Source organism: Rhizobium sp. 9140 (assembly GCF_900067135.1).
Classification (GTDB): domain Bacteria; phylum Pseudomonadota; class Alphaproteobacteria; order Rhizobiales; family Rhizobiaceae; genus Ferranicluibacter.
Genome location: NZ_FJUR01000003.1, coordinates 19,610 through 40,476 on the forward strand (window position 1 = coordinate 19,610; position 20,867 = coordinate 40,476).

Genomic DNA, 20,867 nt, shown 5'->3' on the forward strand with positions numbered 1-20,867 from the left:
CGTGGAATTGGAGCCGGGCCACCGCGAGTGCGAAAGGCCCGGCATTTGCGTTATTCGGGCTTGATGTTTTCCCAGCGCTTCAGAAGATCGGCGTGACTGTCGGTCCAGTCCCTGATCGCCTCGTCCATCGTCTTGCCGTCGTTGACCGCGCTGTTGATTGCGGTGATATCGGCAAGCGGGACGTACACGCTGGCGATGACCTCACGGGCGTGAGGATTTTCGGCCGAGAAACCCTTCTGACCGATCCAGTAGTAGCTCTGCGGCGGCGGGAAGACACCCTTCGGATCTGCCAGGAACTTGACGTCGTATTTCTGCATCATCCAGGACGGCTCCCAGATCGTCACGGCAATCCATTCCTTGCGATCTGTGGCGGACTTCAGCGCGGCGGTCATCGCGGCGGTGCTGCCTTCGACGAGCTGCAGCTTGAGATCGTATGCCTTCACGGAGCTGCTGGTGTCGCGCATCAGGCCCGATCCCGGCTCGATACCGACGATCTTGCCGCCGAACTTGTCGGCGTTGTCGTTCAGCTGGTCCATGGAATCGATGGTGACGTATTTCGGAACCGCGACGCCCTGGAACAGGCCGTGCGAGACCGGGGAAATCTTTTCGAGACGCTTCTTGTTCTTGTCCCAGTAATCCTGCGCGACATAGTCCGTCTGCGAGGCGAGGATCTGGACGTCGCCCTTGCTGAGAGCGGCGTAGGCAATGCCCCATTCGGAGAACGGCACGACCTTCACGGTGTAGCCGGAATCTTCGAGCACCTTCTTCGTAATGCCTGTGATCGGTGTGAGGTCTTCCCACGACATCGTGCCGATGGTGATGGTCTTTTCTTCGGCATGCGCCGACATCACGGTTATCCCGACCATCGCCGCTGCGCAGATTGCTTTCCATAGAGTCTTCATTTTTCGCTCCTAGTTTTCGTTCCCATTATCGTTGAAGCCCAGCACTTGGCTCAGTCTCCACATTGCGCGGCGGGGGATCATCCCTCGCGGCCTGCACGCAATTCCTGCAACCGGATCACGGAATTGATGCCGAGCCATGCGAACGGCTCCGGCGGCAGCCGCAAGGGCTGGGCATGATCCATGTATTCATCAAGCTGTCGGGAGGCCGAGCCGGTCGCGAGGTCAGCCGCCATCATGCCGGCGAGCGTACTCTTGACCGTGCCAAGGCCATTTTCGCAGCAGGCCGAATAGAGGCCCTCTTCGATCTCACCAAAAGCCGGGACGTGGTTGCGGCTGAGGCAGAGCCGGCCGGCCCAGCTGTATTCGAACGGCAAACCGGCAAGGCGTGGAAACCGGGCGTCGAAGGAGCGGCGATGCTCGCCCGCCATCTTCGTCATGCGCCGTTCACTGACATCCACCGTTGTCTCGTAGGTGTATTTTGTCCGGATCACGATTCGCGACTGTCCGCCGGTCGTGATCTTGCGCACCGTCGCGCCCATCGCGTCGGCGGGAAGAAGCGCCCACTTGTCGCGGCCTGATCTTTCCTCGCCTCGGCCAGCAGCATCAAACGGGGCCGTCATCGAAGCGTAGGCGAAGATGTGCATCAGCCTGCCGCCGAAGTGACCGAAATCCTGGATATGGCCGTTGACCGCGAGGATGACCCTGGGCGCCGTGACCGTTCCGCGCAATGAAGTGGCGGTCCAGGTTCCGCCCTCGCGCTTCAACGATGTTACGGGGCTGCGCTCGTATACATCGACGTTCTCCGACAGGCCGGCGGCGAAGCTTCGGATATAGTCGGCCGGCTGGATGAGAACCGCGCCGGGCGTGTAGAGCCCGCCCAGATAATAGTCCGACCCGGTGATGTCGCGCATCACGCGAGCGTCGAGAAACACATACTTCTCGCCCGCACCCTTCAACGACTGCCCGAATGTCATGTTCAGTTTCATGCCGCGCGCGGTCGCGGCGGCATTGATCTTGCCGGCGGGATCGAACGTCTCGCGGGACATCCCGTATTCACAGGCGGCTTGCGTCGCAAAGGCGATCGCGGAGCGGTTCTGCGCCATCTCCATCTGCGTGGCATCAGCACTGCCGCTTGAATATTCGCTGGAGGTGAGGTTGTGCGGGACATCGATCATGAAGCCCGAGTTTCGTCCCGACGTGCCTTTCCCCAGTTCACTCGCCTCCAGAATGACGACCTTGTCCTGCGGACGACGCTCTTTCAGCCGGCGGGCCGCGGACAGTCCCGCAAAGCCCGCGCCGATCACCAGCCAGTCCGCGGTCACGTTGCCTTCGAGGCTCCGGACCGGGAGCGGTCGCTTGCTGATCGCCTCCCAGCCCGACACGCCATTTTCAAAAGGCAAGCGCTTGACGGACTTCGTGATCATCGGATTGTCTCGTCCACGGAGCGCTCGGAGATATCGATCCAGATCGTCTTCAGTTCGCAGTAATTGTCGTGGGCGAAGATCGACTTGTCGCGACCGCCGAAACCCGATTCCTTGTAGCCGCCGAACGGTGTCGAAGCGTCGCCCTCGCCAAAGCAGTTGACAGTCACCAGGCCGGCCCGGATTTCCCGCGACAGCTTGATCGCCTTGCGCAGGCTGCCGGTATAGACCGAGGCGGTGAGGCCATAATTAGTGTCGTTGGCGAGCTTCACCGCTTCCGCCAGCGTTTCAAAAGTGGTCACCGACAGGATCGGTCCGAAGATTTCTTCCTGGAAAAGGCGGCTTGCCGGTGTGACGCCACCGACGACGGTGGGTTCGATGAAGACGCCACTCAGCGTCGTGCCGCCATAGGTGAGCGTCAGCTTCTCCGTCTTCACGTCGTCGAGGAAGGATTTGACCTTGTCGAAATGCGCCTTGCTGACCAGAGCGCCGATGCGGTTTTCCGGATCCAGCGGGTCGCCGGTCTTCCATTCGCGCAGATAGGCGCCGATCCGTTCGAGCAGCGCGTCCTTGATCTTGCTGTCGACGATCAGCCGCGACGTGGCCGAACAATTCTCGCCCATGTTCCAGAACGCGCCGTTGACGACCTGCTCGGCCACGAGGTCGAGGTCTTCGGCATCATCAAGGACGACGGCCGGGTTCTTGCCACCGCATTCCAGGACGACCTTTTTGAGGTTGGAATCGGCGGCATAACGCAGGAAGCGACGTCCGGTTGGTGTCGAGCCGGTGAACGCGACCATGTCGACATCCATGTGCAGCCCGATCGGCTCGCCGACATCCTTGCCGCTGCCGGTGACGACATTAAAGACGCCCGCGGGGATACCGGCCTCGAGAGCCAGTTCCGCGACGCGAAGAGTGGTGAGCGTGGTTTCCTGCGCCGGCTTGACGATGACAGAGCAACCCGAGGCGAGTGCCGGGCCGATCTTCCAGGCGAGCATCAGCAGCGGGAAGTTCCAGGGCAGCACGCAGCCGACCACGCCGATCGGCTCGCGCACCACCATGGCAAGGGCATTCGGCCCGACCGGGTTGGTGTTGTCGTAGAGCTTGTCGATAAGCTCGGCATGGAAGCGGATCGTGTGGATCGTGTCCGGCACATCGACCGTCTGGCATTCGCGCACCGGCTTGCCGCTGTCGATGCTTTCCATGACGGCCAGCTCGTGGCGGTTTTCCTCCAAGAGCTTTGCGAGTTTGAGGAGAGCGACCTTCCGGTCGCCGGGAGGCAGCAAACGCCAGCGACCGTCATCGAACGCCCTTTTCGCGTTTGCAACCGCGTCGTCGACATCACCAGCGTCGCAGGCCGCGATCTCGGTCAGCGTTTCGCCGGTTGCAGGGTTCGTCGTCGTGAACGTCTTGCCGGACTTTGCCGGACGGAATGCGCCATCGATGAAGGCGTTGGTCGGCAGGTGAAGATTGGTGGCGATCGCCTTGTATTCGGCCGCGCTCAAGGGTTCATGCATTGTTGGCTCCCGACGTGATCTGGGCAACCGTGCGCTTCAAAGTCGCGACAACGGTTTCAAGGGTTCTTTTTTCTTCGGAATTGAGCGGGCGCAGCGGCGCGCGCACCGAACCTGTCTTCAGGCCGATGATCTCGCATCCATGCTTAATCGACTGGACGAACTTGCCGCATTCGAGAAAGTCCATCAGCGGCAGCATCGCCGTCATGATGGCCCGGCCCTTGTCGAAGTTCCTTTCGAGAACACAGGCCTCATAGAGGGCGACATGTTCGCGCGGCAGGAAGTTGGAACCGGCGCAGACCCAGCTTCTGGCACCCCAGGCAAAAAATTCCAGCGCCTGGTCGTCCCACCCACAGGACAAGCCGATATGGGGGAACTTGCGCGCCAGGAGATGGACGTTGGCCATTTCGCCGGAGCTCTCCTTGATCGCCACGACGTTCTTGGACCGGCCCACGCGGGAGAAATAGTCCTCGCGCATGGTGATCCCCATGCGGGCCGGATAATTGTAGAGCATGATCGGCAGGTTGGCGGCGCGGTCGATCGTCAGCGCATGGACCGCGTTCTCCTTTTCCGTCGGCAGCGCATAGGGCGGCGACGAGACGAGGATTGCGTCAGCACCGATTTCCTTCGCAGCCTTGGCATATTCGACGGAATCTTCGGTCCGTGTCGCACCGGTGCCGATGACGAGAGCGAGACGCGTGCCGATCACATCCCTGGCGTAAGCAGCGAGTTCGAAGCGTTCCTGGGCGCTCTGAGCATAATATTCGCCGGTCGAGCCGCCGACGATGATGCCATGCACCTTGGCCTCGATCAGCGACTCCAACACAGCCGCAAACCCCTCGCGGTCAATCTGCCCGTCGGGGCTGAGCGGCGTGATCGCCGGGGTGTAGATGCCTTCGAATTTCATGATGATGACTCCATCGATTGCGTCGGCGTTTCGACCAGTGCGTCCGCCTTGAGTGCTTGGGGTGCGATGAACATTTCCATGTTCTCGCGCGACAGTTCCCAGTGTTCGAACACGAGGTCGACGACAGCGTCCTCGTCGCGGGCGGCGATCGCCGCGATGAAGCCGTCATGGTGGCCGACCGATTTTTGCAGCCGCTCCTGCATGTCCGCGTTGCGGGGGCGGAAGAATGTATGGCCGATGCGCGCATGATCGATCAGCAGCCGTCCGAGGCTAGGCTGCAGGTATTCGTTGCCCGACATCTCACCCATGATCTCGTGAAACCGGTTGTTGGCGAGCGTCATCGAAAGCGCATCATGCGAGAAGCTCGCGGCACGAAACTGTTCCTGCGTGGTCTGCAGCTCCGAGAGCTGCTTCACCTTAAAGTTCCGAACCGCCAGCCGTCCGATCGCCGCATAGACCATCGGCGCGACCAGGAAGAAGTGGCGCAGGGTCGAGTGGTTCATCGGGATGACCCGAGCACCCCTGTTGGTGCGGATATCCACGTAGCCTTCACCTTCCAGGCGACGGAAAACCTCCCGCACCGGGGTCCGTGACAGGCCGTATTTTTCGCTCAGCGATGCTTCATCCAGGTCTTCGTCGGGATCGAGTTCCATCGTCAGGATCTGACGCTTGAGATCGTCGTAGAGTTCGCTCTTGCCGCCCTTCATCCCGAATCCCCGATGTGACCTGGCCCGCGCATCGCGCTGTCGGCTTTTGAGGACAAGCTTGCATGAGTATTCTAGTGAGTCAACAAAATTGTATTATGAAAGTACACAACGAGTACACCTACGATATACAATTGGCAAACAATGAGAGGTAGGAGGGTTATCACGCTCGCCGCGATTGAATATCGCGATTGCCAACGGCTATGGTCGGCATTAAGCCAATCACGCGTGGAATACTTCGGCCTTGGGGAATGACTTGAATGAAGAGCGGCAAGAGCGAACTCTACGACGATCTCAAGCGTCAGATCCTGACGATGGAACTCGACCCCGACGAGGATGTGGATGAGGTCAGCCTCAGCGAGAAATATGGTCTCTCGCGTACGCCTGTACGGGACACCCTGCGTCGCCTGGCAGGCGAAGGTTACATTGACATGCGGGAGAACAGAAGCGCGCGCGTCATCCCGTTGAACCATTCGACGCTGCGACATTTTTTTCTTGTCGCGCCAATGATCTATGCGGCGATCGGGCGCTTGGCAGTCCAGAATTTCAAGCCTAAGCAGTTGTCGGAACTGAGCGATACGCAGGAAAGATTTCGGATCGCCAGCGAGAAGCTGGATACGCTTGAAATGGTCCTCGAGAACAACCGGTTTCACGAGATCATGGGTGAGATGTCAGGCAATGTTTATCTGCAGCCCAGCCTGGGGCGGCTCCTCATCGATCACGCCCGCATCGGCCACACGTTTTTTCATCCGCGCAACGACGACATGCGGCAGCGCCTTCAACTGGCTGTCGAGCACCATGACGGCTTCATCGACGCGATCAAGGCCCATGACGAGCCCGCCGTCGTCGACCTTGTTTTCAAGCACTGGGAACTGTCGCGCGAAAACATGGAGCTTTATGTCGTGCCGAGCGACATGAAGGCCGATCTTCCTGTCGAGCTCGGCTCCTCGCACAAGGATGCCCAACAGGTCTGACGCTCGGCCGCTTGGGCGTGGAGCCGGTTAGGACGTTTTCTGCAGGGCCCGCGTCAGCCATCCGGTAGCAAAATCGGCGATCGCGGAGCGCTGGGCATCGACCGGCACGAGAGTTAGTCACTCTGCATTTCGCTTATGACTTACGAATAAGCCGCTTTCCTTTCCAACCTCAAGAACACCGTTGCCCACCTGAAACGCTTTGGTGATCGCATCCCGGAATGCGACAAGCTGCGCGTCGTCGGCAGCATCGCCGGGAGGGTAGGACGTCAGGGCCAGGAATACGTCTTCCGGATCGGTCACGCGCAGACAGGCTGGATGCTGCTTCATGGTCACATTGCCGAACTGAGCCTGCATGATCCGTTCGGCCGCGTCATATCCGAACGCAGCGCCGGCCGGATCGACTGGCGGACTGCCGAACACCGTTGTCAGCCCATACATCTCGCGCATGTTGCCGGCGCCGTTCGTCGTCACCGCCAGACAACCGCCCGGCCTCAGAACCCGATGCATCTCCGCAACCGCCTTCGACGGGTCAGGCAGATGATAGAGCATGTGCATGGCGATGACGGTGTCAAAGGACCCGTCTTCAAAGGGCAACGCGGCCGCGTCGGCTTGCTGCCCTGTGACCGATGCAAATTGCAGGGGCCGGCAATGCTCAACGGCTTCCTGAACCATGCCCGAAGAAAGATCGGAAAGCGTAAGGTGCAGGTTTTGCGGCAGGCCGCTTGCGGCTGCCTCCCAAAACCAACCAGGACCACACCCGATATCAAGGATGCTGTCGCCGGGCTTGAGAGGAAGCTGCCCTGCTATCCAAGGAAACCAGCCGGTTTCGGCGATCGTGTACTCGCTGTTCAACCGGGCGCGAGCCGCAAGCTTGCGGCTATCGCCATATTGCTCTGCATTGCCTGACGTTATCGAGGCCACGCGCTTCCTCCATCTTTCTTTCTCTCAAAATCCTGTCGCATGGGATACGCTATCGGCACCCTTCGAGCCAAACATCCGAAAAGCCCGCAGGCGTACACGCCCCGGCTGCCAGACGCTGGATTCGGCCGGCGCGTTCCTCGAGCTTGGCGTCGCTTCGAGCGAGATCATATGAAGCCGGCGCTATCAGCACGGCCGCGAGCCGGATAAACTCCGCTTCGGTCAATTCGGCTGGAGACCGCCCATAGATCGCTGAGCTTGCCGAATGGAAGCCTACTATCCAGCCATCAGGTCCCTTGCCCATTTCCAGCGTTTCCAGCCAGAGGGCAAGAATCTGCTCCTTGGAAAGACGGCGCTCCATCCCAAGTGCGTAGCCCGTCTGCCTTATCTTGCCGGGGCCAGGATGAAACTGCTCAAAGGCGAGCCGCTTGGCTGCCGATTGAGTGATTGTTGTCAAACCAGCGCCTGGAGTAGAGAAATCTACCCCAGAATGGGTTGAATAATTCGGGTCTTCAACCGCGATCAAAATAGCTCGATAAGCTGCGCCTAAGGAACCGCCGCCGCGGCCCTGAGCGATCACTTCGTCAGCACGAGCCCGCAACGTCGTGGCATCCGATAGTGCATCAAAGTATCCCTTCGCTCCATAGCCGACTAGACCAATAAGCAAGAGGGCAAAGACAAGACTGCCGTATTTAAGTATCCGCATCATCCGCCGCCAGATAACATAATGGGTGGCCCTCGCGCTAAAACTCGTGTTGTCGCATAAGTTGTTTTCAAGAATAATTTGTCCGTAATTATGTTCGTACCGGGTTTTGCACAACAGTAGCTTTTCACTGTGATTACAATAGCTTAGTTCCATAATACTTGTTATGCGCTATGGTATAACATTACAACACGTGTAATGGGATTCTGATTTGAGAGCATTTGGCAATACCCCAAGATGAGGGTGCTGATCTGAGGGAATACGGGCCTATCGAACAGTTGTGCATCCTACGGAAAACAACCGTTGGAGATGCAGTTGTACATTCTTGTCCAGGCAAATCAGTATCGAAAATACGAAGACCTTCTCGATCAATCGTTCCGCCTCAGAAAGCGGGTTTTCGCCGACCAGCTGGGATGGGAGGTAGCCACTTGTGGCCCCTATGAGAGGGATATCTACGACGACTTGAAACCTGCGTATCTTATTTGGTGCGATACGCACCAAACGCAGCTCTACGGTTCGGTTCGCTTGATGCCAACCACCGGGCCGACACTGCTATACGACGTGTTCAGGGACACCTTTCCTGGCTCTTGCGATCTGGTTGCACCGTCAATCTGGGAAGGAACACGCATGTGCATCGATGTGGAAGCGATCGCTCGCGATATGGCGGGGTTGAGTCCCGATCGGGCGTTTTGCCTCCTGCTGCTGGCGCTGTGCGAGATAGCGTTGGACAACGGCATCGAAACGCTGATCTCAAACTATGAGCCCCACATGAGCCGGATCTATGAGCGTGCCGGGGCGGAGCTCGATGAGCTTGGCCGGGCCGTCGGCTATGGGCGCTTCCCGGTTTGCTGTGGCGCTTTCGAAGTCTCACAGCGCGTTTTGACAAATATGCGAAACAAACTGAATGTCGTCGACGAGCTCTATAAACGGCCGTCCTACTCGCGATCGAATGAAAGAGCCCCGGCAACCCCCTCGGTCAGAGTGTAACCAGGCAGAGATGCGAGCCTGCGAGCGTGCGATGTGATTGCGGCTCCAGATCGAAACCAATCCCGCTCTCTCTTGATGGCGTCCTGGCCCAACTCCGGATCTTCCACGATCAACCCGTGAAGGGTCCGCTAGCGAGCTGCGGCCGCTGGGCTGCGCCTGCGCGGTGATCGCGCCCGGTATTAGGCCTTTCTGGAGCCATCGAGCGGGAATTGGCCCGCTCCCGGATGGAGCCCTAACATGTCGCACGATCTCACTCTCGCACAGTCCCATGCCTTCCAGCTCTCCCGTGACCTGATGGTCCCGGTCACCGTCTTCGAAGTCGACGGCGAATATGGCGTCCTGCCCTCGGACGAAATCGATGCAAGCGACGACCTCGATATCGTGCACGAATTCTTTCCCTGGCCGGCTCACTGAGCCGGCATTTTTGCGTTCCGGTTGCCGCTGGCGATCTGTCGGCGGCAAGGGAAGCTTCGCCGCGGGCGGTGCAACTTTGCACCTTGTCATCCGCGCCCTTGCCTCCTCTGCTCTTCGCGGCAGGCGGAAAGAGATCCGTTGATAATACGGGGAGCAAAACAGGGACAATCGCGAGCGATTGGAGAAAATGTCAACGGCGGAGTAAAATCCTGCCACGCGGCGGCGCAAAAGTCGGCCACTTGTGGCGCGCGCATGAGACCGCCGGGAGGGCTTAGGCCCGAGCGGGGGTCTCATGCGCGCGTTGCGATTTTCGAAGGGCGTCAGCCGGCCTTTCGGGCGCGGCTTTGGGCGAGACGATAGCTGTCGCCGTTCATCTCGAGGATGCTGACGTGATGGGTGATGCGGTCGAGCAAAGCGCCGGTCAGGCGCTCGGACCCCAAGGTTTCCGTCCATTCGTCAAAAGGAAGGTTGCTGGTGATCAGGGTCGCGCCTCGCTCGTATCGTTGCGAGATCAGCTCGAACAGCAATTCCGCGCCGGTCTTTGACAGCGGCACGAAGCCCAGTTCATCGATGATCAACAGCTGGTAGGCGGCCATCTGCTTCTGGAACCGGATGAGACGCCGCTCGTCGCGCGCCTCCATCATCTCGCTGACCAGTGCGGCCGCTGTCGTGAACCCAACGGACAGGCCCTTCTGGCAGGCGGCCAGGCCGAGGCCGAGCGCCACATGGGTCTTGCCCGTGCCGCTGGGGCCGAGAGCGATAACGTTCTCCCTGCGCTCGATCCATTCGCAGCGCGCCAGTTCCAGCACCTGCATCCTGTTCAGCTTTGGGATGGCGGCGAAGTCGAAACTGTCGAGGCTTTTGACGACCGGGAACCTGGCCGCCTTGATGCGACGCTCGACCTTGCGACGGTCCCGTTCGATCATCTCCCGCTCGGCAAGCCGGGTGAGGTATCCGACATGATCGACGCCTTCGGTGGCGCACAGCCGGGCCAGCTTCTGGTACTCGCGCTGGAAACTCGGCAGCTTCAGGGTTTTGAGATAATGGGTGAGAAGGATCTCGGGTGCTTGGGTGTTCATGCGACTTCTCCCGCATCCGACGACAGGAGACGCATATACGCCTTCGCCGATGTCGTCTCGACCGTCGCCCTCGGCAAATACGGGTAGATGGACAGGTCCAGTCTGGGCGGCCGGCGTTCCACCCGGCACAGGATCAGATGCTTGACGGCGTCAAAGCCAATGGCGCCAAGCTGGATCGCCTGCTTCACCGCCGCATGCAGATCGGCGAGTTCGAAGCTCTCCAGCAGGCGGAGGACCTGCACGTACTCACGCCGGCCGTGTTTGGCCATGCGGCCTTCCATCAACCGGCGCAGCGTAGCGAACTCTTGCGGCAAGTCCCAGCCCTGGAGGGGCGCTGCCTGATCCAGCGAATTGATCTTCTGCTCGATCAGCGGCAGGTAATGGACAGGATCGAAGACGACGTCTTCCCGTTCCCAGCACCGAGGATGGCGGGCGATGATCTCGCCACGGCCACCAATGACCACTTCGTTGACATAGCCGCGCACCCACACATCCTGATGGCCATAGGCGACCGGGACGGAATAGTCGTTGGTCTTGTAGCGCACCAGCGACTGCGCCGTCACCTTGGCACTTGCCTGGTCGCAGGCATCAAATGGCGAGGCTGGCAAGGCGCGCATGGCAGCCAGATCGCGCCGCAAGCGCTCGCCGATCGTCTCGCTCTCGCCGCGCAGCCTGTCGCGCTGGCGCTTCCGGCACTGCTCCTCCAGAAAGGTGTTGAACGCCTCCCATGTCGCAAACTGCGGGATCGGTACCATGAAGTTGCGCCGGGCATAGCCGACGAGACCCTCGACGTTCCCCTTGTCGTTGCCCTTGCCGGGACGGCCATAGCGATCCCGGATAAGGTAGTGGGACAGGAAGCCGCTGAACAACGTCGCGCGCTTGCGGGTGCCGTCAGGCAAAATCTTCGCCACCAGGCAACGGTCGTTGTCGTAGACGATCGATTGCGGCACGGCGCCGAAGAAAGCGAACGCATGGACATGGCCATCGACCCAGGCCTCGGCCACTGCCGCCGGATAGGCCCGCACGTAGCAGCCGTCGCTGTGCGGAAGGTCGAGCACGAAGAAATGCGCCTTCTGCTCGACACCGCCGATGACCACCATCGCCTCACCGAAATCGGCCTGCGCATGGCCGGGCGGATGCGACAGCGGCACGAACACTTCCTGGCGGCGCTGATCCCGCTCGCGCATGTAATCCTTGATGATCGTATAGCCGCCAGTGAACCCGCATTCGTCTCGAAGCCGGTCAAACACCCGCTTGGCCGTATGGCGCTGCTTGCGCGGCACTTGTCTGTCTTCGTCCAGCCAGTGATCGATCGTCGAGACAAACGCATCCAGCTTGGGCCGCCGGATCGGTGATTGTCGCTGATAGCCAGGTGGCGTCGAATAGGACAGCATCTTGGAAACGCTGTCGCGCGATATGTTGAAATGCTTTGCAGCCTGACGCCGGCTCATGCCTTCCGAGCAAGCCAGTCGAACCTTCAGATATAATTCCACGGTATAGATCCCCAGGCCCTCCTGCGCTCATTGCAGAAGAGAAATAGGTGGCCGACTTTTACGCCGCCCGAAGCGGGACAATCCCGCCGCTACCGTGGTCTAATTTTGCACCGCCGCTCTCATGGGCACCAGAAACGTGGCATCTGGCGGATCATTGCCGATGGCTCCGCCTATCTTGCCCACGCCGTGGGCGCCGGCAAGACAATGACAATGGCAGCAGCCATCATGGAGCAACGCCGGCTCGGGCTGATCGCCAAGGCGATGCTGGTCGTGCCGGGCCATTGCCTGGCGCAGGCAGCGCGCGAGTTTCTTGCCCTTTATCCCAATGCCCGCATCCTCGTCGCGGATGAGACGAACTTCACCAAGGACAAGCGCGCCCGCTTTCTGTCGCGCGCGGCAACCGCGACCTGGGATGCGATCATCATCACGCATTCGGCGTTTCGATTCATCGCAGTTCCCTCGGCATTCGAGAGCCAAATGATTCAGGATGAGCTGCAGCTCTATGAGGATTTGTTGATCAAGGTTGACAGCGAGGATCGCGTCTCGCGCAAGCGCCTCGAGCGGCTGAAGGAAGGGTTGCAAGAACGCCTTGAAGGCCTCGCAACCCGCAAGGACGACCTTCTTACCATCTCCGAAATCGGCATCGACCAGATTGTCGTAGACGAGGCGCAGGAGTTTAGGAAGCTCTCCTTCGCGACCAATATGTCGACGCTGAAAGGGATCGATCCGAATGGCTCACAGCGTGCCTGGGATCTCTATGTGAAGTCTCGCTTCATCGAGACAAAGAACCCCGGTCGCGCGCTGGTGCTCGCTTCCGGCACGCCGATCACCAATACGCTTGGCGAGATGTTCTCGATCCAGCGGCTGCTCGGCCACGCGGCCCTCGCCGAGCGCGGGCTGCACGAATTCGATGCCTGGGCGTCCTGCTTCGGCGACACGACCACCGAACTCGAAATCCAGCCATCCGGCAAATACAAGCCGGTCAGCCGCTTCGCTAGCTTCGTCAACGTTCCCGAACTGATCGCCATGTTCCGGACCTTCGCCGATGTGGTGATGCCGGAAGACCTGCGCCGATACGTGAAAGTGCCGGGTATCTCGACGGGCCGTCGACAGATTCTAACGGCTAAGCCGACGGCGGCCTTTAAGGCCTATCAACAGGTACTCGACACTCGCATCAAAGCGATCGAGCAGCGCGAGGGACCGGCCAAGCCCGGCGACGACATTCTGCTGTCGGTCATCACAGACGGGCGCCATGCGGCGATCGACCTTCGCTTCGTCATGCCGGCGGTCCACAATGAACCAGATAACAAGCTCAATCTCCTGATCCGCAATGCCTTCCGCATTTGGCGAGAGACCGGCCAGGCGGTCTACCGTCGTCCCGACGGCAAGAATTTCGACCTGCCCGGCGCGGCTCAAATGATCTTCTCCGATCTCGGCACGATCCATGTCGAGAAAACACGCGGCTTTTCTGCCTATCGCTTCATTCGTGACGAACTGATCCGGCTCGGCGTGCCGGCCTCGGAGATCGCTTTCATGCAGGATTACAAGAAGACGCAGGCAAAGCAGCGACTGTTCGGTGACGTTCGCGCCGGCAAGGTCCGTTTCCTGATCGGGTCTTCGGAAACAATGGGCACCGGCGTCAATGCCCAGCTTCGTCTCAAGGCACTCCACCATCTCGACGTGCCGTGGCTCCCATCGCAGATCGAGCAGCGCGAGGGTCGCATCGTGCGGCAGGGCAACCAGCATGATGAGGTCGATATCTATGCTTATGCCACTGAGGGATCGCTCGACGCATCCATGTGGCAAAACAACGAGCGCAAGGCCCGCTTCATCGCCGCTGCCCTTTCTGGCGATACGTCGATCCGTCGCCTGGAGGATGTCGGCGAAGGGGCCGCGAACCAGTTCGCCATGGCCAAGGCCATCGCCTCAGGTGACGAAAGGCTCATGCAGAAGGCCGGGTTCGAGGCCGATATCGCCCGGCTTGAACGGCTGCGCGCCGCTCATGAGGATGATCAGTATGCCGTTCGACGGCAAATGCGTGATGCCGAGCGCGACATCGAGGTCTCGACGCGGCGGATCTCGGAGATTGGGGCCGACATTGAACGGTTGGAGCCGACCAGCGGTGGCACTTTCACGATGAGTGTGGGCGGTAAGGCGCAAACTGAACGCAAGGAGGCCGGTCGCGCGCTGATGAAGGAGATCCTTACCTTGATCCAGAACCAGCAAGAGGGCCAAGTTCAACTTGCTACCATCGGCGGGTTCCATCTCGTTTACGAAGGCGAGAGGTTCGCAAAAGGCGACGGCTACCGGTACGAAACGCTGCTGCAGCGCACCGGGGCCGATTACGAGATCGACCTCTCGATCACGGTCACGCCGCTTGGTGCCATTTCACGTTTGGAGCATGCACTTGATGGTTTCGAGCAGGAGCGGCGGCAATATCAGAGCCGCGTCGAGGAAGCACGCCGGCGGCTCGAGTCATTTAGATCACGAGAAGGAGGTGCGTTTGCTTTCGCCGATGAACTGCTGAGCAAGAAGCAGGCCTTGCGAGAGATCGAGGCTCAGCTCGCGGCAGATGTCGATGCCGAGCCCAGTGCACAGGTTGCATAGCGGCATTGCACAAAAATTAGGTGCGGTGCGGTGAAAATAAGTGCATAACGCCTGCAGCTGATGCATATGGCGGTCACCTCCCAGTTCCGCCGCATCAGCTGTTCCCCTCTGGAGGTTAGTTTGACCTTCACACTTCATGGGCCGCGATATTCGCAGGCCCATTTTTTTTGCTCAGGTCTTTCAGCGGTTACACGGTAACGACAGCCGCAGTCATGTTAGCAATCGCTGTCTGCACCTCCGCGTAGAGTTCGGCTTCAACTGTCCCGGCATCGATTTCAACCACCAGAGCAAATCTGGCAGAGAGGTTCTCCGGATCAGGAACGCTCTTGGCCTTCCACCACCCTGTGACGGGGTGGACCGCGATGAGATTTCTCCGTGCGAGGTCAGATGCTGCGCAAGTCAGTTGATCGATCTGCAGGGAGCCGACATCTCTTCGATTGGGCCCAAAAGCCCAACCGTCAGCTTCCTCGATCACGCCTTCGTCCGTTTGCTCGGCAATCTTGCTGATCCGACGAATGAAGGCCCCTGCCCTCTCATTGGGCCGGTTCAATTTGAAGCGGAGGTTATGCGAGGCGTAGCGATACTTGGATCCGCGCGCGGGCTCCGACGGGTTTGGAGACATGAAAGTGCTGAGACTCAAGCGGAGCTTGACCTGAGCTGCTCCGAGGCGGCGCAGTTCCTTTACGGGCCATGGAAGCTCGAAGAGCTTCAGTTCGTTATGGATGTGCTCGGCGTTCTTCGTCGCGCTCTTTTTATAGGGCTTGATCGTATCCTGAACGATAAGGGTCAGCGCATTCGACGCGCTTCGGCGGGCCCGTTCCATGTCGGGCACCCCATAGCCGTAGCGTCTGAAGAGGATCCCCAGATCGGCTTTCGACGGTTGTGCCGGCACATGGCTAAGCATCTGGTTGGTCCAGCGCGCCGAAGACACGAAAATCGCCCTGATCGTCTCGGGCCAGAGATCGGGGTAGTCCGACCACAAACTGGTGATGTCGCGCGAGGCGAGAGCGGTCGCCGCGCTCGTTTCCCCGCAGGCTGTGAACGCCCGCAGGGGAAACTGATGGTCCGTGGTGAGCGGCATCAATGCCGGGTGTTTCATCGGTGGCGGGGCGCCATGCAAGAACCAGTTGCCACCCTCGTAAACAACCTCGGGCTTGATCGGCCAGTATGAATGCCAGCTGGCGGTCCGCGACGAGGGTGCGAGATCCCCTAGCGGCGCAACACAGACCCCCTGCTCTCCGGCCGGCAGCGTGATCTTCTGTGTGTACGCTCCGACACTGACCGCATTCCAGGCTTGCGCCGGCGATTCCAGCTCGTTGTCCGCGTTATCCGAAACGGTAAGATAGTCGCCGCCGGTGAAGGTGTTCTGGTCGCTGTTTCCAGCCGAGACCAGAATGAGCCTCTGTCGTCTCTGCAGACCCGAAGCGCCTGAAGCGAGCTGATCGATCTCGCTTGACCATGATGTCGGCGCCCCGTCATGAGGCGTGTCGTCTTCCGTCGTGGTGGCGAGACAGAATGTGCGCCTCCGCCCCGCCGTCGCTTCCGCGGCGTCGATCCCTTTGCGTGTTACCGTTCCAAGCAAATGATGCGGATTATGACCCGCATCGGGTATGACCTTCGAAGATTCGAGCCTGTGAGTGATGGCAATCGGCAGGGTCGTCTGCAGCGCGGTGCTCAGGTCGCCGTAGAGAGCGAGGCCAGCAAGCTGCGTGCCGTGGCCGACAAAATCGTTGACGTCCCAGGCGGCTTCAGCCGCGTGTCTGTCTGCGGCCGCAAGTGCTGGCTGGATCAGAGGATGGGCACGGCTTACCCCGCGGTCCAGCAACGTGATGTAGTTCGGATCGGCGTGAGGGACAAAGGTGGTTCTGCCGACGAGATCGGCGACCCAGTCGTTCTGCTCCTCGACTGGCATCGCGTCAAAATCGTCTGCCGTACGGGTCGGCGTGGCAAGAGCCCGGACCCCGCCGAGATTTCGCACGGCTGCCGCCAGCTCTAACTGGGTTGCGACCACGATCACCACCAAATCTTCAGGAAATTCCAACCTGTCGGTTCCAACTGCGACGCCGTATTCCAGCGCGCCATCGAAGAAGTTGGGCGCAGCGGCTTTGTCCAGCCAGACCTCCCAGGGCTTCTTGCCGGCTTCGACGGGAAAACGATCGCGGGGGCTTCGCCACAGAGCCCGCAGACCGGCCTCGGAGATCGCGCTAATGCTCTGCACCAGGTCGGCGTTCCTGGCGGGTTTGAAGCTCCCGTCCTCTTTCACTGGGAGCTCGCCACCGAAATCCTCAATCTTCTTTCGAAGTTTCTGAAGCCCCTTCTCGGTTGCAAAAACCGTCGCTTCCGCTGGGGCGCCGGCCTGTTTATCGACACGCAGAAGCGTAAGCCCACTCGCGTTCAGGCTTTTGGTGATCATCACCTCGTGCGGTCTGCCTTCGATTGCCAGATAGACGCCTGGCAGATTGGCCTGTGTCACGTCCGGCAACTGATCGAGTGCCGCCAGCAGTGCCTGGGCATGGGCCTCCCGATCGTTGACGTTACTTGGATGTCTTGACGATCCGCCGGTTTTTGCTGCGAACGGGCGCGAGGTTCCTATTCCGCTCAGCGTAAAGTGGCGCCGATCTCGAGCCATGCTTTTCCGTTCCTATGCCTTGAAGCGAACGCCGACGCTCCAGCGATGCCATGACAGCAGTCGTCTCAACAGCGCTCGTGTCGAGAATGACCGCGCGTCTTGCAGCATCTTCCGCCGCTGCGATCACGTCTGCCGTCGATAAGCCGTTCGCGCAGCCGGCGATCCGACCCCAGTCAATCGTTTCCACCTCGAAGCCCTGCAGACGGCGACGCATTGCCTTCTCGATAGCGACCCCGTCCGGCAAATCGTAAGACAGAACCAGATCGAAGCGGCGCAGAACGGCGCGATCCAGCAGTTCCGGCAGGTTGGTGGTCGCGACAATGATCGAAGGCCCGGTGTCTTCATCGAGAAACTGCAGGAATGAGTTCAGGACACGCCGAGCCTCCCCAACGTCGTTCTCGTTGCCGCGGCTCGATGCCAGCGCGTCGATTTCATCGAAGAGATAAACGCCACGTGTCGTCTTGATGGCGTCGAAAACCATACGAAGCTTCTGGGCAGTCTCGCCCATGAACTTCGTGATCAGGCCATGGAGGAGCACCGTGAAGAGTGGATAGCGCAGTTCCGCCGATAAGGCTGCGGCCGTCAAAGTCTTGCCGGTTCCGGGAGGGCCTGCGAGGAGGACGCGTCTTCGCGGCCGCAGGCCTTTCTCCTCGAGTTTCTCGGCATGATGGATTTCGACAACGAGGTGTTTGAGTTCGTCTTCGATAATAGGGGGCACGATCACGTCAGCCATGCGGGCTGTCGGATAGCTGGCCGCGAGAAACCCAGCCAACTCTCCCCGCGGCGCGGCAAGCGGCGTCAGACTGGGGCGCTTCTGCTCCGGCGCTGCTGCGCCAGCTTCGGCCCATTGCCGGAGTTGCTCCGCGAGGCGTCCATGTCCCTTCTGCGATTCAGCGGCAGCCAACTGCATCGCAAGGTCGTAGAAACGATCCTTGTCGCCTTCAGCATGGCTCTTCACGAGCCCGATGATTTGTTGTGCCGATGCCATGGTCTCACTCTACGGTAGTTGCCGGATTTAGAAAGCCCGGCGCAAATATATAACAACTTTCTGAACAGATTTACCTATCGTGCCTGGCGTAACTCGTGCCGGCCTTACGGTCAGGGCCCCGTGTGAGGCTATAACGCCTTGCTTCGACAGTTGTTCGCAACCGCATACCAGTTGAGCCGCGCCGGCGCCACCCGATTGCTGGATAAGAGGAGGTGGAAGCTGAAAGATAAATGGAGGGGTTGGGGGCAAATGGATCGCAGGTCGGTCTTGCGCTGCCGCTATCGCTCAATCGCGCCCTCCTCATCCCGGCCACTTGCCCATCGCAGGGCTCCGGCCCCGCTTGTGCATCGCGGCAGGGCTGCTCGGCCGCAATTGCACCGCGTCGTCCGACCCGCGGTCCGGGAGATGTCTTCGAGAAAGAGGAAGACAGGAAGGAGCGGCAAAGGGTCGCTCCACCCGGAAAAGGAATGCTTCAATGGAAATCATCAAAATCGATCCGCGTGGGCTGAATGGGAATACCGACGACGCTCGACAGACCAAGTCCTCCCCTCAGGCCGACGCTCTGCTGCTGGCCACGGTGAAAGCCGTCGGCATCATCCAGCCACCGGTGGTCTCGCCGCAGGTGGATGGCGGCAATGGCTATATCATCCAGGCGGGGCACCGCCGCGTGCAAGCCGCGATTGCTGCGGGTCTCGATGAAATCGAGGTTATCGTGCAGGACGCAGCCAACGACAACGGCGCCATGCGCTCGATGGTCGAGAACATTGCCCGCGAGCCGTTGAACCCGGTTGACCAATGGCGCGGCGTCGAGCGGCTGGTTGCACTCGGGTGGACCGAAGAAGCGATTGCCGTCGCCCTCGCCCTCCCTGTTCGTCAGATCCGCAAATTGCGCCTGCTCGCCAACGTCCTGCCGGCGATGCTGGACCAGATGGTTAAGGGTGACATGCCCAACGAGCCGCAATTGCGTACGATCGCGGCCGCGTCGCTCGATGAGCAAAAGGAAGTCTGGAAGGCGAACAAGCCGAAAAAGGGCGAGACGGCGTCCTGGTGGCAAATCGCTAACGGCCTGTCGAAGACCCGCATGTATGCTCGCGATGCGAGCTTCGGCGACGATCTTCGTCAAGCCTATGGCATCGAGTGGGCTGATGACCTCTTCGGACCGGCCGACCAGGACAACCGCTTCACGACGAACGTCGAGGCGTTCCTTGGCGCCCAGCAGGAATGGATGACGACCAATCTTCCGAAAAAGGGTTCTATTGTTGAGGTAAACAACTGGGGTCAGCCTGAGCTTCCGAAAAAAGCAGAACGTGTCTACGGCAAGCCGGGCAAGGGTGACCTTGCCGGCCTCTACCTCGACCGTGATGGCAAGGTGCAGACCGTCCACTATCGGATGCCCGAACCGAAGGCTCTCAAGGACGAAACGACGATCGCGGGTGACGGTCAGGGCGCAGTTGGGGCAACCGCCAAGGCGCGCCCCGATGTGACCCAAAAGGGCCAGGACATGATTGGCGATTTCCGCACTGATGCCCTTCACGACGCGCTTGCGCGTGCACCGATCGAGGATGATATGTTGATGGCCTTGCTCGTCCTTGCCTTTGCCGCCCAAAACGTCCGCATCGACTCCGGCTCAGGTGGCGCCCTCCATGGGGGTGCGCGGTTCGGCCGCCACGCCGCTCGCCTCATTACCGACGACGGGCGTTTGTTGTTCGACATGGACACGGTCCGTGTTGCAGCACGCGCTGCACTGATTGATGTATTGTCCTGCCGCCGCGGCATGTCGAACAGCGGTGTGGTTTCGCAGATAGCAGGCGATGCGGTCGGGGCGGACGCGTACCTTGCGGATATGGGCATGGAGGAATTCCTCATATGCTTGTCGCGTGAGGCACTCGAAACAGCGGCCAAGAAGGTCGGCATACAGCCCGCCGCCCGTGTGCGCGAGACGCGGGCGGCACTCGTCGACCACTTCGCAGGCGATGCGGTCTTCGTCCATCCCTCGGCCTTGTTCGTGCCGGAACCGAAGGAGGTTGCGGATCTCTTGCGCCACCGGGAACAGAGCGACCTCGCGGAGACAGACGACGGCGATCTCGTTGACGGCGAAGCCAATACCGGCGAAGAAACCGAAACGGCGCCGGGCGACCTTGATGGCGACGCCGACACTCTGGATGGTCACGAAACCGCCTATGGCGTCGCCGCCGAATAGGCGTCTTCTTTTCCGCCGCATTCGCATTCCGCCGCTGGGGACCCTGGCGGCGGAATGCGCTGTACCCCCGCGAAGACCCGGAGAAATTCGTGTTCGCGCCTTCAAATGAATCACAAGTGCCAGGAAGGCAGGCGCACTGCGGCAAACTCAAAGACAGCTTGATTTGATCGACCGGCAGATCGCTCGTCAGAAGACGGTGATTTTACCGCAATTTGCACGGCGCCAGACCGGCTGCCGCCATGGCGCCCCCAATGGCGAGCCTTGCCCAAACGGTATCGGCACAGTCTTGCCGGGCTAACTGCTGCACGCCAGCTGGAAATCGATGCCCCCACGAGAAAGGCGCGCGGCTCGATGCGGCGATAGCGGCGCTTCCGAGCAACGACCATCGCTCGGCACTCAACCGACGGTGCAGGGATTGACGTCATGC

At 60.2% G+C, this 20,867-nt stretch carries 15 protein-coding genes and 1 pseudogene; 5 read left to right on the forward strand and 11 right to left on the reverse strand.

From position 1 onward, the window contains the following. Positions 1-50: 50 nt before the first annotated feature. From GA0004734_RS22990 to GA0004734_RS23010, 5 genes are all read right to left on the reverse strand, one after another. On the reverse strand, positions 51-902 hold the full coding sequence (locus GA0004734_RS22990; RefSeq protein ID WP_052821167.1) for a glycine betaine ABC transporter substrate-binding protein: 852 nt from the start codon (positions 900-902) through the stop codon (positions 51-53). A gap of 77 nt (positions 903-979) precedes the next feature. Beyond that, positions 980-2,326: an NAD(P)/FAD-dependent oxidoreductase gene (locus tag GA0004734_RS22995; protein WP_052821166.1), complete on the reverse strand. Its 1,347-nt coding sequence runs from the start codon at positions 2,324-2,326 to the stop codon at positions 980-982. Then, positions 2,323-3,840 carry an aldehyde dehydrogenase gene (locus tag GA0004734_RS23000; protein WP_003501818.1) on the reverse strand — a complete coding sequence of 506 codons (1,518 nt, stop codon included), beginning with the start codon at positions 3,838-3,840 and terminating at the stop codon, positions 2,323-2,325. The genes GA0004734_RS22995 and GA0004734_RS23000 overlap by 4 nt, the downstream gene beginning before the upstream one ends. After that, positions 3,833-4,744, reverse strand: a complete 912-nt coding sequence (locus GA0004734_RS23005) for a dihydrodipicolinate synthase family protein (protein WP_052821165.1) — start codon at positions 4,742-4,744, stop codon at positions 3,833-3,835. Before GA0004734_RS23005 ends, GA0004734_RS23000 begins: the two co-directional genes overlap by 8 nt. Next, positions 4,741-5,451, reverse strand: a complete 711-nt coding sequence (locus tag GA0004734_RS23010) for a GntR family transcriptional regulator (protein ID WP_003501816.1) — start codon at positions 5,449-5,451, stop codon at positions 4,741-4,743. Before GA0004734_RS23010 ends, GA0004734_RS23005 begins: the two co-directional genes overlap by 4 nt. Positions 5,452-5,708: 257 nt before the next feature. Here GA0004734_RS23010 and GA0004734_RS23015 point away from each other — a divergent pair, with 257 nt between their 5' ends. Continuing rightward, positions 5,709-6,422 carry a GntR family transcriptional regulator gene (locus tag GA0004734_RS23015; RefSeq protein WP_052821164.1) on the forward strand — a complete coding sequence of 238 codons (714 nt, stop codon included), beginning with the start codon at positions 5,709-5,711 and terminating at the stop codon, positions 6,420-6,422. A gap of 117 nt (positions 6,423-6,539) precedes the next feature. Here the strand turns inward: GA0004734_RS23015 and GA0004734_RS23020 are convergent, their stop codons facing one another. Both GA0004734_RS23020 and GA0004734_RS26575 read right to left on the reverse strand, forming a co-directional pair. Continuing rightward, a complete protein-coding gene (locus GA0004734_RS23020; protein WP_052821163.1) occupies positions 6,540-7,343 on the reverse strand; it encodes a class I SAM-dependent methyltransferase in 804 nt (267 codons plus the stop codon). 49 nt (positions 7,344-7,392) lie between these two features. After that, a complete protein-coding gene (locus GA0004734_RS26575) occupies positions 7,393-8,199 on the reverse strand; it encodes a transglycosylase domain-containing protein (protein WP_234823864.1) in 807 nt (268 codons plus the stop codon). Between the two features lie 159 nt (positions 8,200-8,358). Here GA0004734_RS26575 and GA0004734_RS23030 point away from each other — a divergent pair, with 159 nt between their 5' ends. After that, complete coding sequence (locus GA0004734_RS23030; RefSeq protein ID WP_080823934.1) at positions 8,359-9,030, forward strand: acyl-homoserine-lactone synthase; 672 nt, start codon at positions 8,359-8,361, stop codon at positions 9,028-9,030. A gap of 237 nt (positions 9,031-9,267) precedes the next feature. Next, a complete protein-coding gene (locus tag GA0004734_RS26185) occupies positions 9,268-9,444 on the forward strand; it encodes a hypothetical protein (protein WP_003501810.1) in 177 nt (58 codons plus the stop codon). A 320-nt stretch (positions 9,445-9,764) separates the two neighbouring features. Here the strand turns inward: GA0004734_RS26185 and istB are convergent, their stop codons facing one another. Then, entirely contained in the window at positions 9,765-10,523 is a 759-nt protein-coding gene (istB, locus tag GA0004734_RS23035; protein ID WP_092930036.1) for an IS21-like element helper ATPase IstB, read from the reverse strand. Further along, positions 10,520-12,016, reverse strand: a complete 1,497-nt coding sequence (gene istA / locus GA0004734_RS23040) for an IS21 family transposase (protein WP_139056207.1) — start codon at positions 12,014-12,016, stop codon at positions 10,520-10,522. The genes istB and istA overlap by 4 nt, the downstream gene beginning before the upstream one ends. Before the next feature lie 120 nt (positions 12,017-12,136). Here istA and GA0004734_RS23045 point away from each other — a divergent pair. Continuing rightward, positions 12,137-14,623 (forward strand): annotated as a pseudogene (locus GA0004734_RS23045) (DEAD/DEAH box helicase family protein); the annotation flags it as partial. Between the two features lie 187 nt (positions 14,624-14,810). On the opposite strand, the gene GA0004734_RS23050 reads toward GA0004734_RS23045, so the two are convergent. Next, positions 14,811-17,252 (reverse strand): S8 family peptidase, encoded by a 2,442-nt coding sequence (locus GA0004734_RS23050; RefSeq protein ID WP_234899602.1) that lies wholly within the window; start codon positions 17,250-17,252, stop codon positions 14,811-14,813. Further along, positions 17,158-18,240 carry an AAA family ATPase gene (locus tag GA0004734_RS23055; protein WP_080823866.1) on the reverse strand — a complete coding sequence of 361 codons (1,083 nt, stop codon included), beginning with the start codon at positions 18,238-18,240 and terminating at the stop codon, positions 17,158-17,160. The genes GA0004734_RS23050 and GA0004734_RS23055 overlap by 95 nt, the downstream gene beginning before the upstream one ends. 475 nt (positions 18,241-18,715) lie before the next feature. Here GA0004734_RS23055 and GA0004734_RS23060 point away from each other — a divergent pair, with 475 nt between their 5' ends. Then, positions 18,716-20,440 (forward strand): ParB/RepB/Spo0J family partition protein, encoded by a 1,725-nt coding sequence (locus GA0004734_RS23060; RefSeq protein WP_080823867.1) that lies wholly within the window; start codon positions 18,716-18,718, stop codon positions 20,438-20,440. The last annotated feature ends 427 nt before the right edge of the window (positions 20,441-20,867 follow it).

What these genes read in the sequence shown, in the direction of transcription:
- GA0004734_RS23015 (WP_052821164.1), top strand. Translation starts at nt 5,709, where the DNA reads ATGAAGAGCGGCAAGAGCGAACTCTACGACGATCTCAAGCGTCAGATC.
- istB (WP_092930036.1), bottom strand. Translation starts at nt 10,523, where the DNA reads ATGAACACCCAAGCACCCGAGATCCTTCTCACCCATTATCTCAAAACC.
- GA0004734_RS23000 (WP_003501818.1), bottom strand. Translation starts at nt 3,840, where the DNA reads ATGCATGAACCCTTGAGCGCGGCCGAATACAAGGCGATCGCCACCAAT.
- GA0004734_RS23010 (WP_003501816.1), bottom strand. Translation starts at nt 5,451, where the DNA reads ATGAAGGGCGGCAAGAGCGAACTCTACGACGATCTCAAGCGTCAGATC.
- GA0004734_RS26575 (WP_234823864.1), bottom strand. Translation starts at nt 8,199, where the DNA reads ATGGAACTAAGCTATTGTAATCACAGTGAAAAGCTACTGTTGTGCAAA.
- GA0004734_RS23060 (WP_080823867.1), top strand. Translation starts at nt 18,716, where the DNA reads ATGGAAATCATCAAAATCGATCCGCGTGGGCTGAATGGGAATACCGAC.
- GA0004734_RS23055 (WP_080823866.1), bottom strand. Translation starts at nt 18,240, where the DNA reads ATGGCATCGGCACAACAAATCATCGGGCTCGTGAAGAGCCATGCTGAA.
- GA0004734_RS26185 (WP_003501810.1), top strand. Translation starts at nt 9,268, where the DNA reads ATGTCGCACGATCTCACTCTCGCACAGTCCCATGCCTTCCAGCTCTCC.
- GA0004734_RS23005 (WP_052821165.1), bottom strand. Translation starts at nt 4,744, where the DNA reads ATGAAATTCGAAGGCATCTACACCCCGGCGATCACGCCGCTCAGCCCC.
- GA0004734_RS23050 (WP_234899602.1), bottom strand. Translation starts at nt 17,252, where the DNA reads ATGGCTCGAGATCGGCGCCACTTTACGCTGAGCGGAATAGGAACCTCG.
- GA0004734_RS22995 (WP_052821166.1), bottom strand. Translation starts at nt 2,326, where the DNA reads ATGATCACGAAGTCCGTCAAGCGCTTGCCTTTTGAAAATGGCGTGTCG.
- GA0004734_RS22990 (WP_052821167.1), bottom strand. Translation starts at nt 902, where the DNA reads ATGAAGACTCTATGGAAAGCAATCTGCGCAGCGGCGATGGTCGGGATA.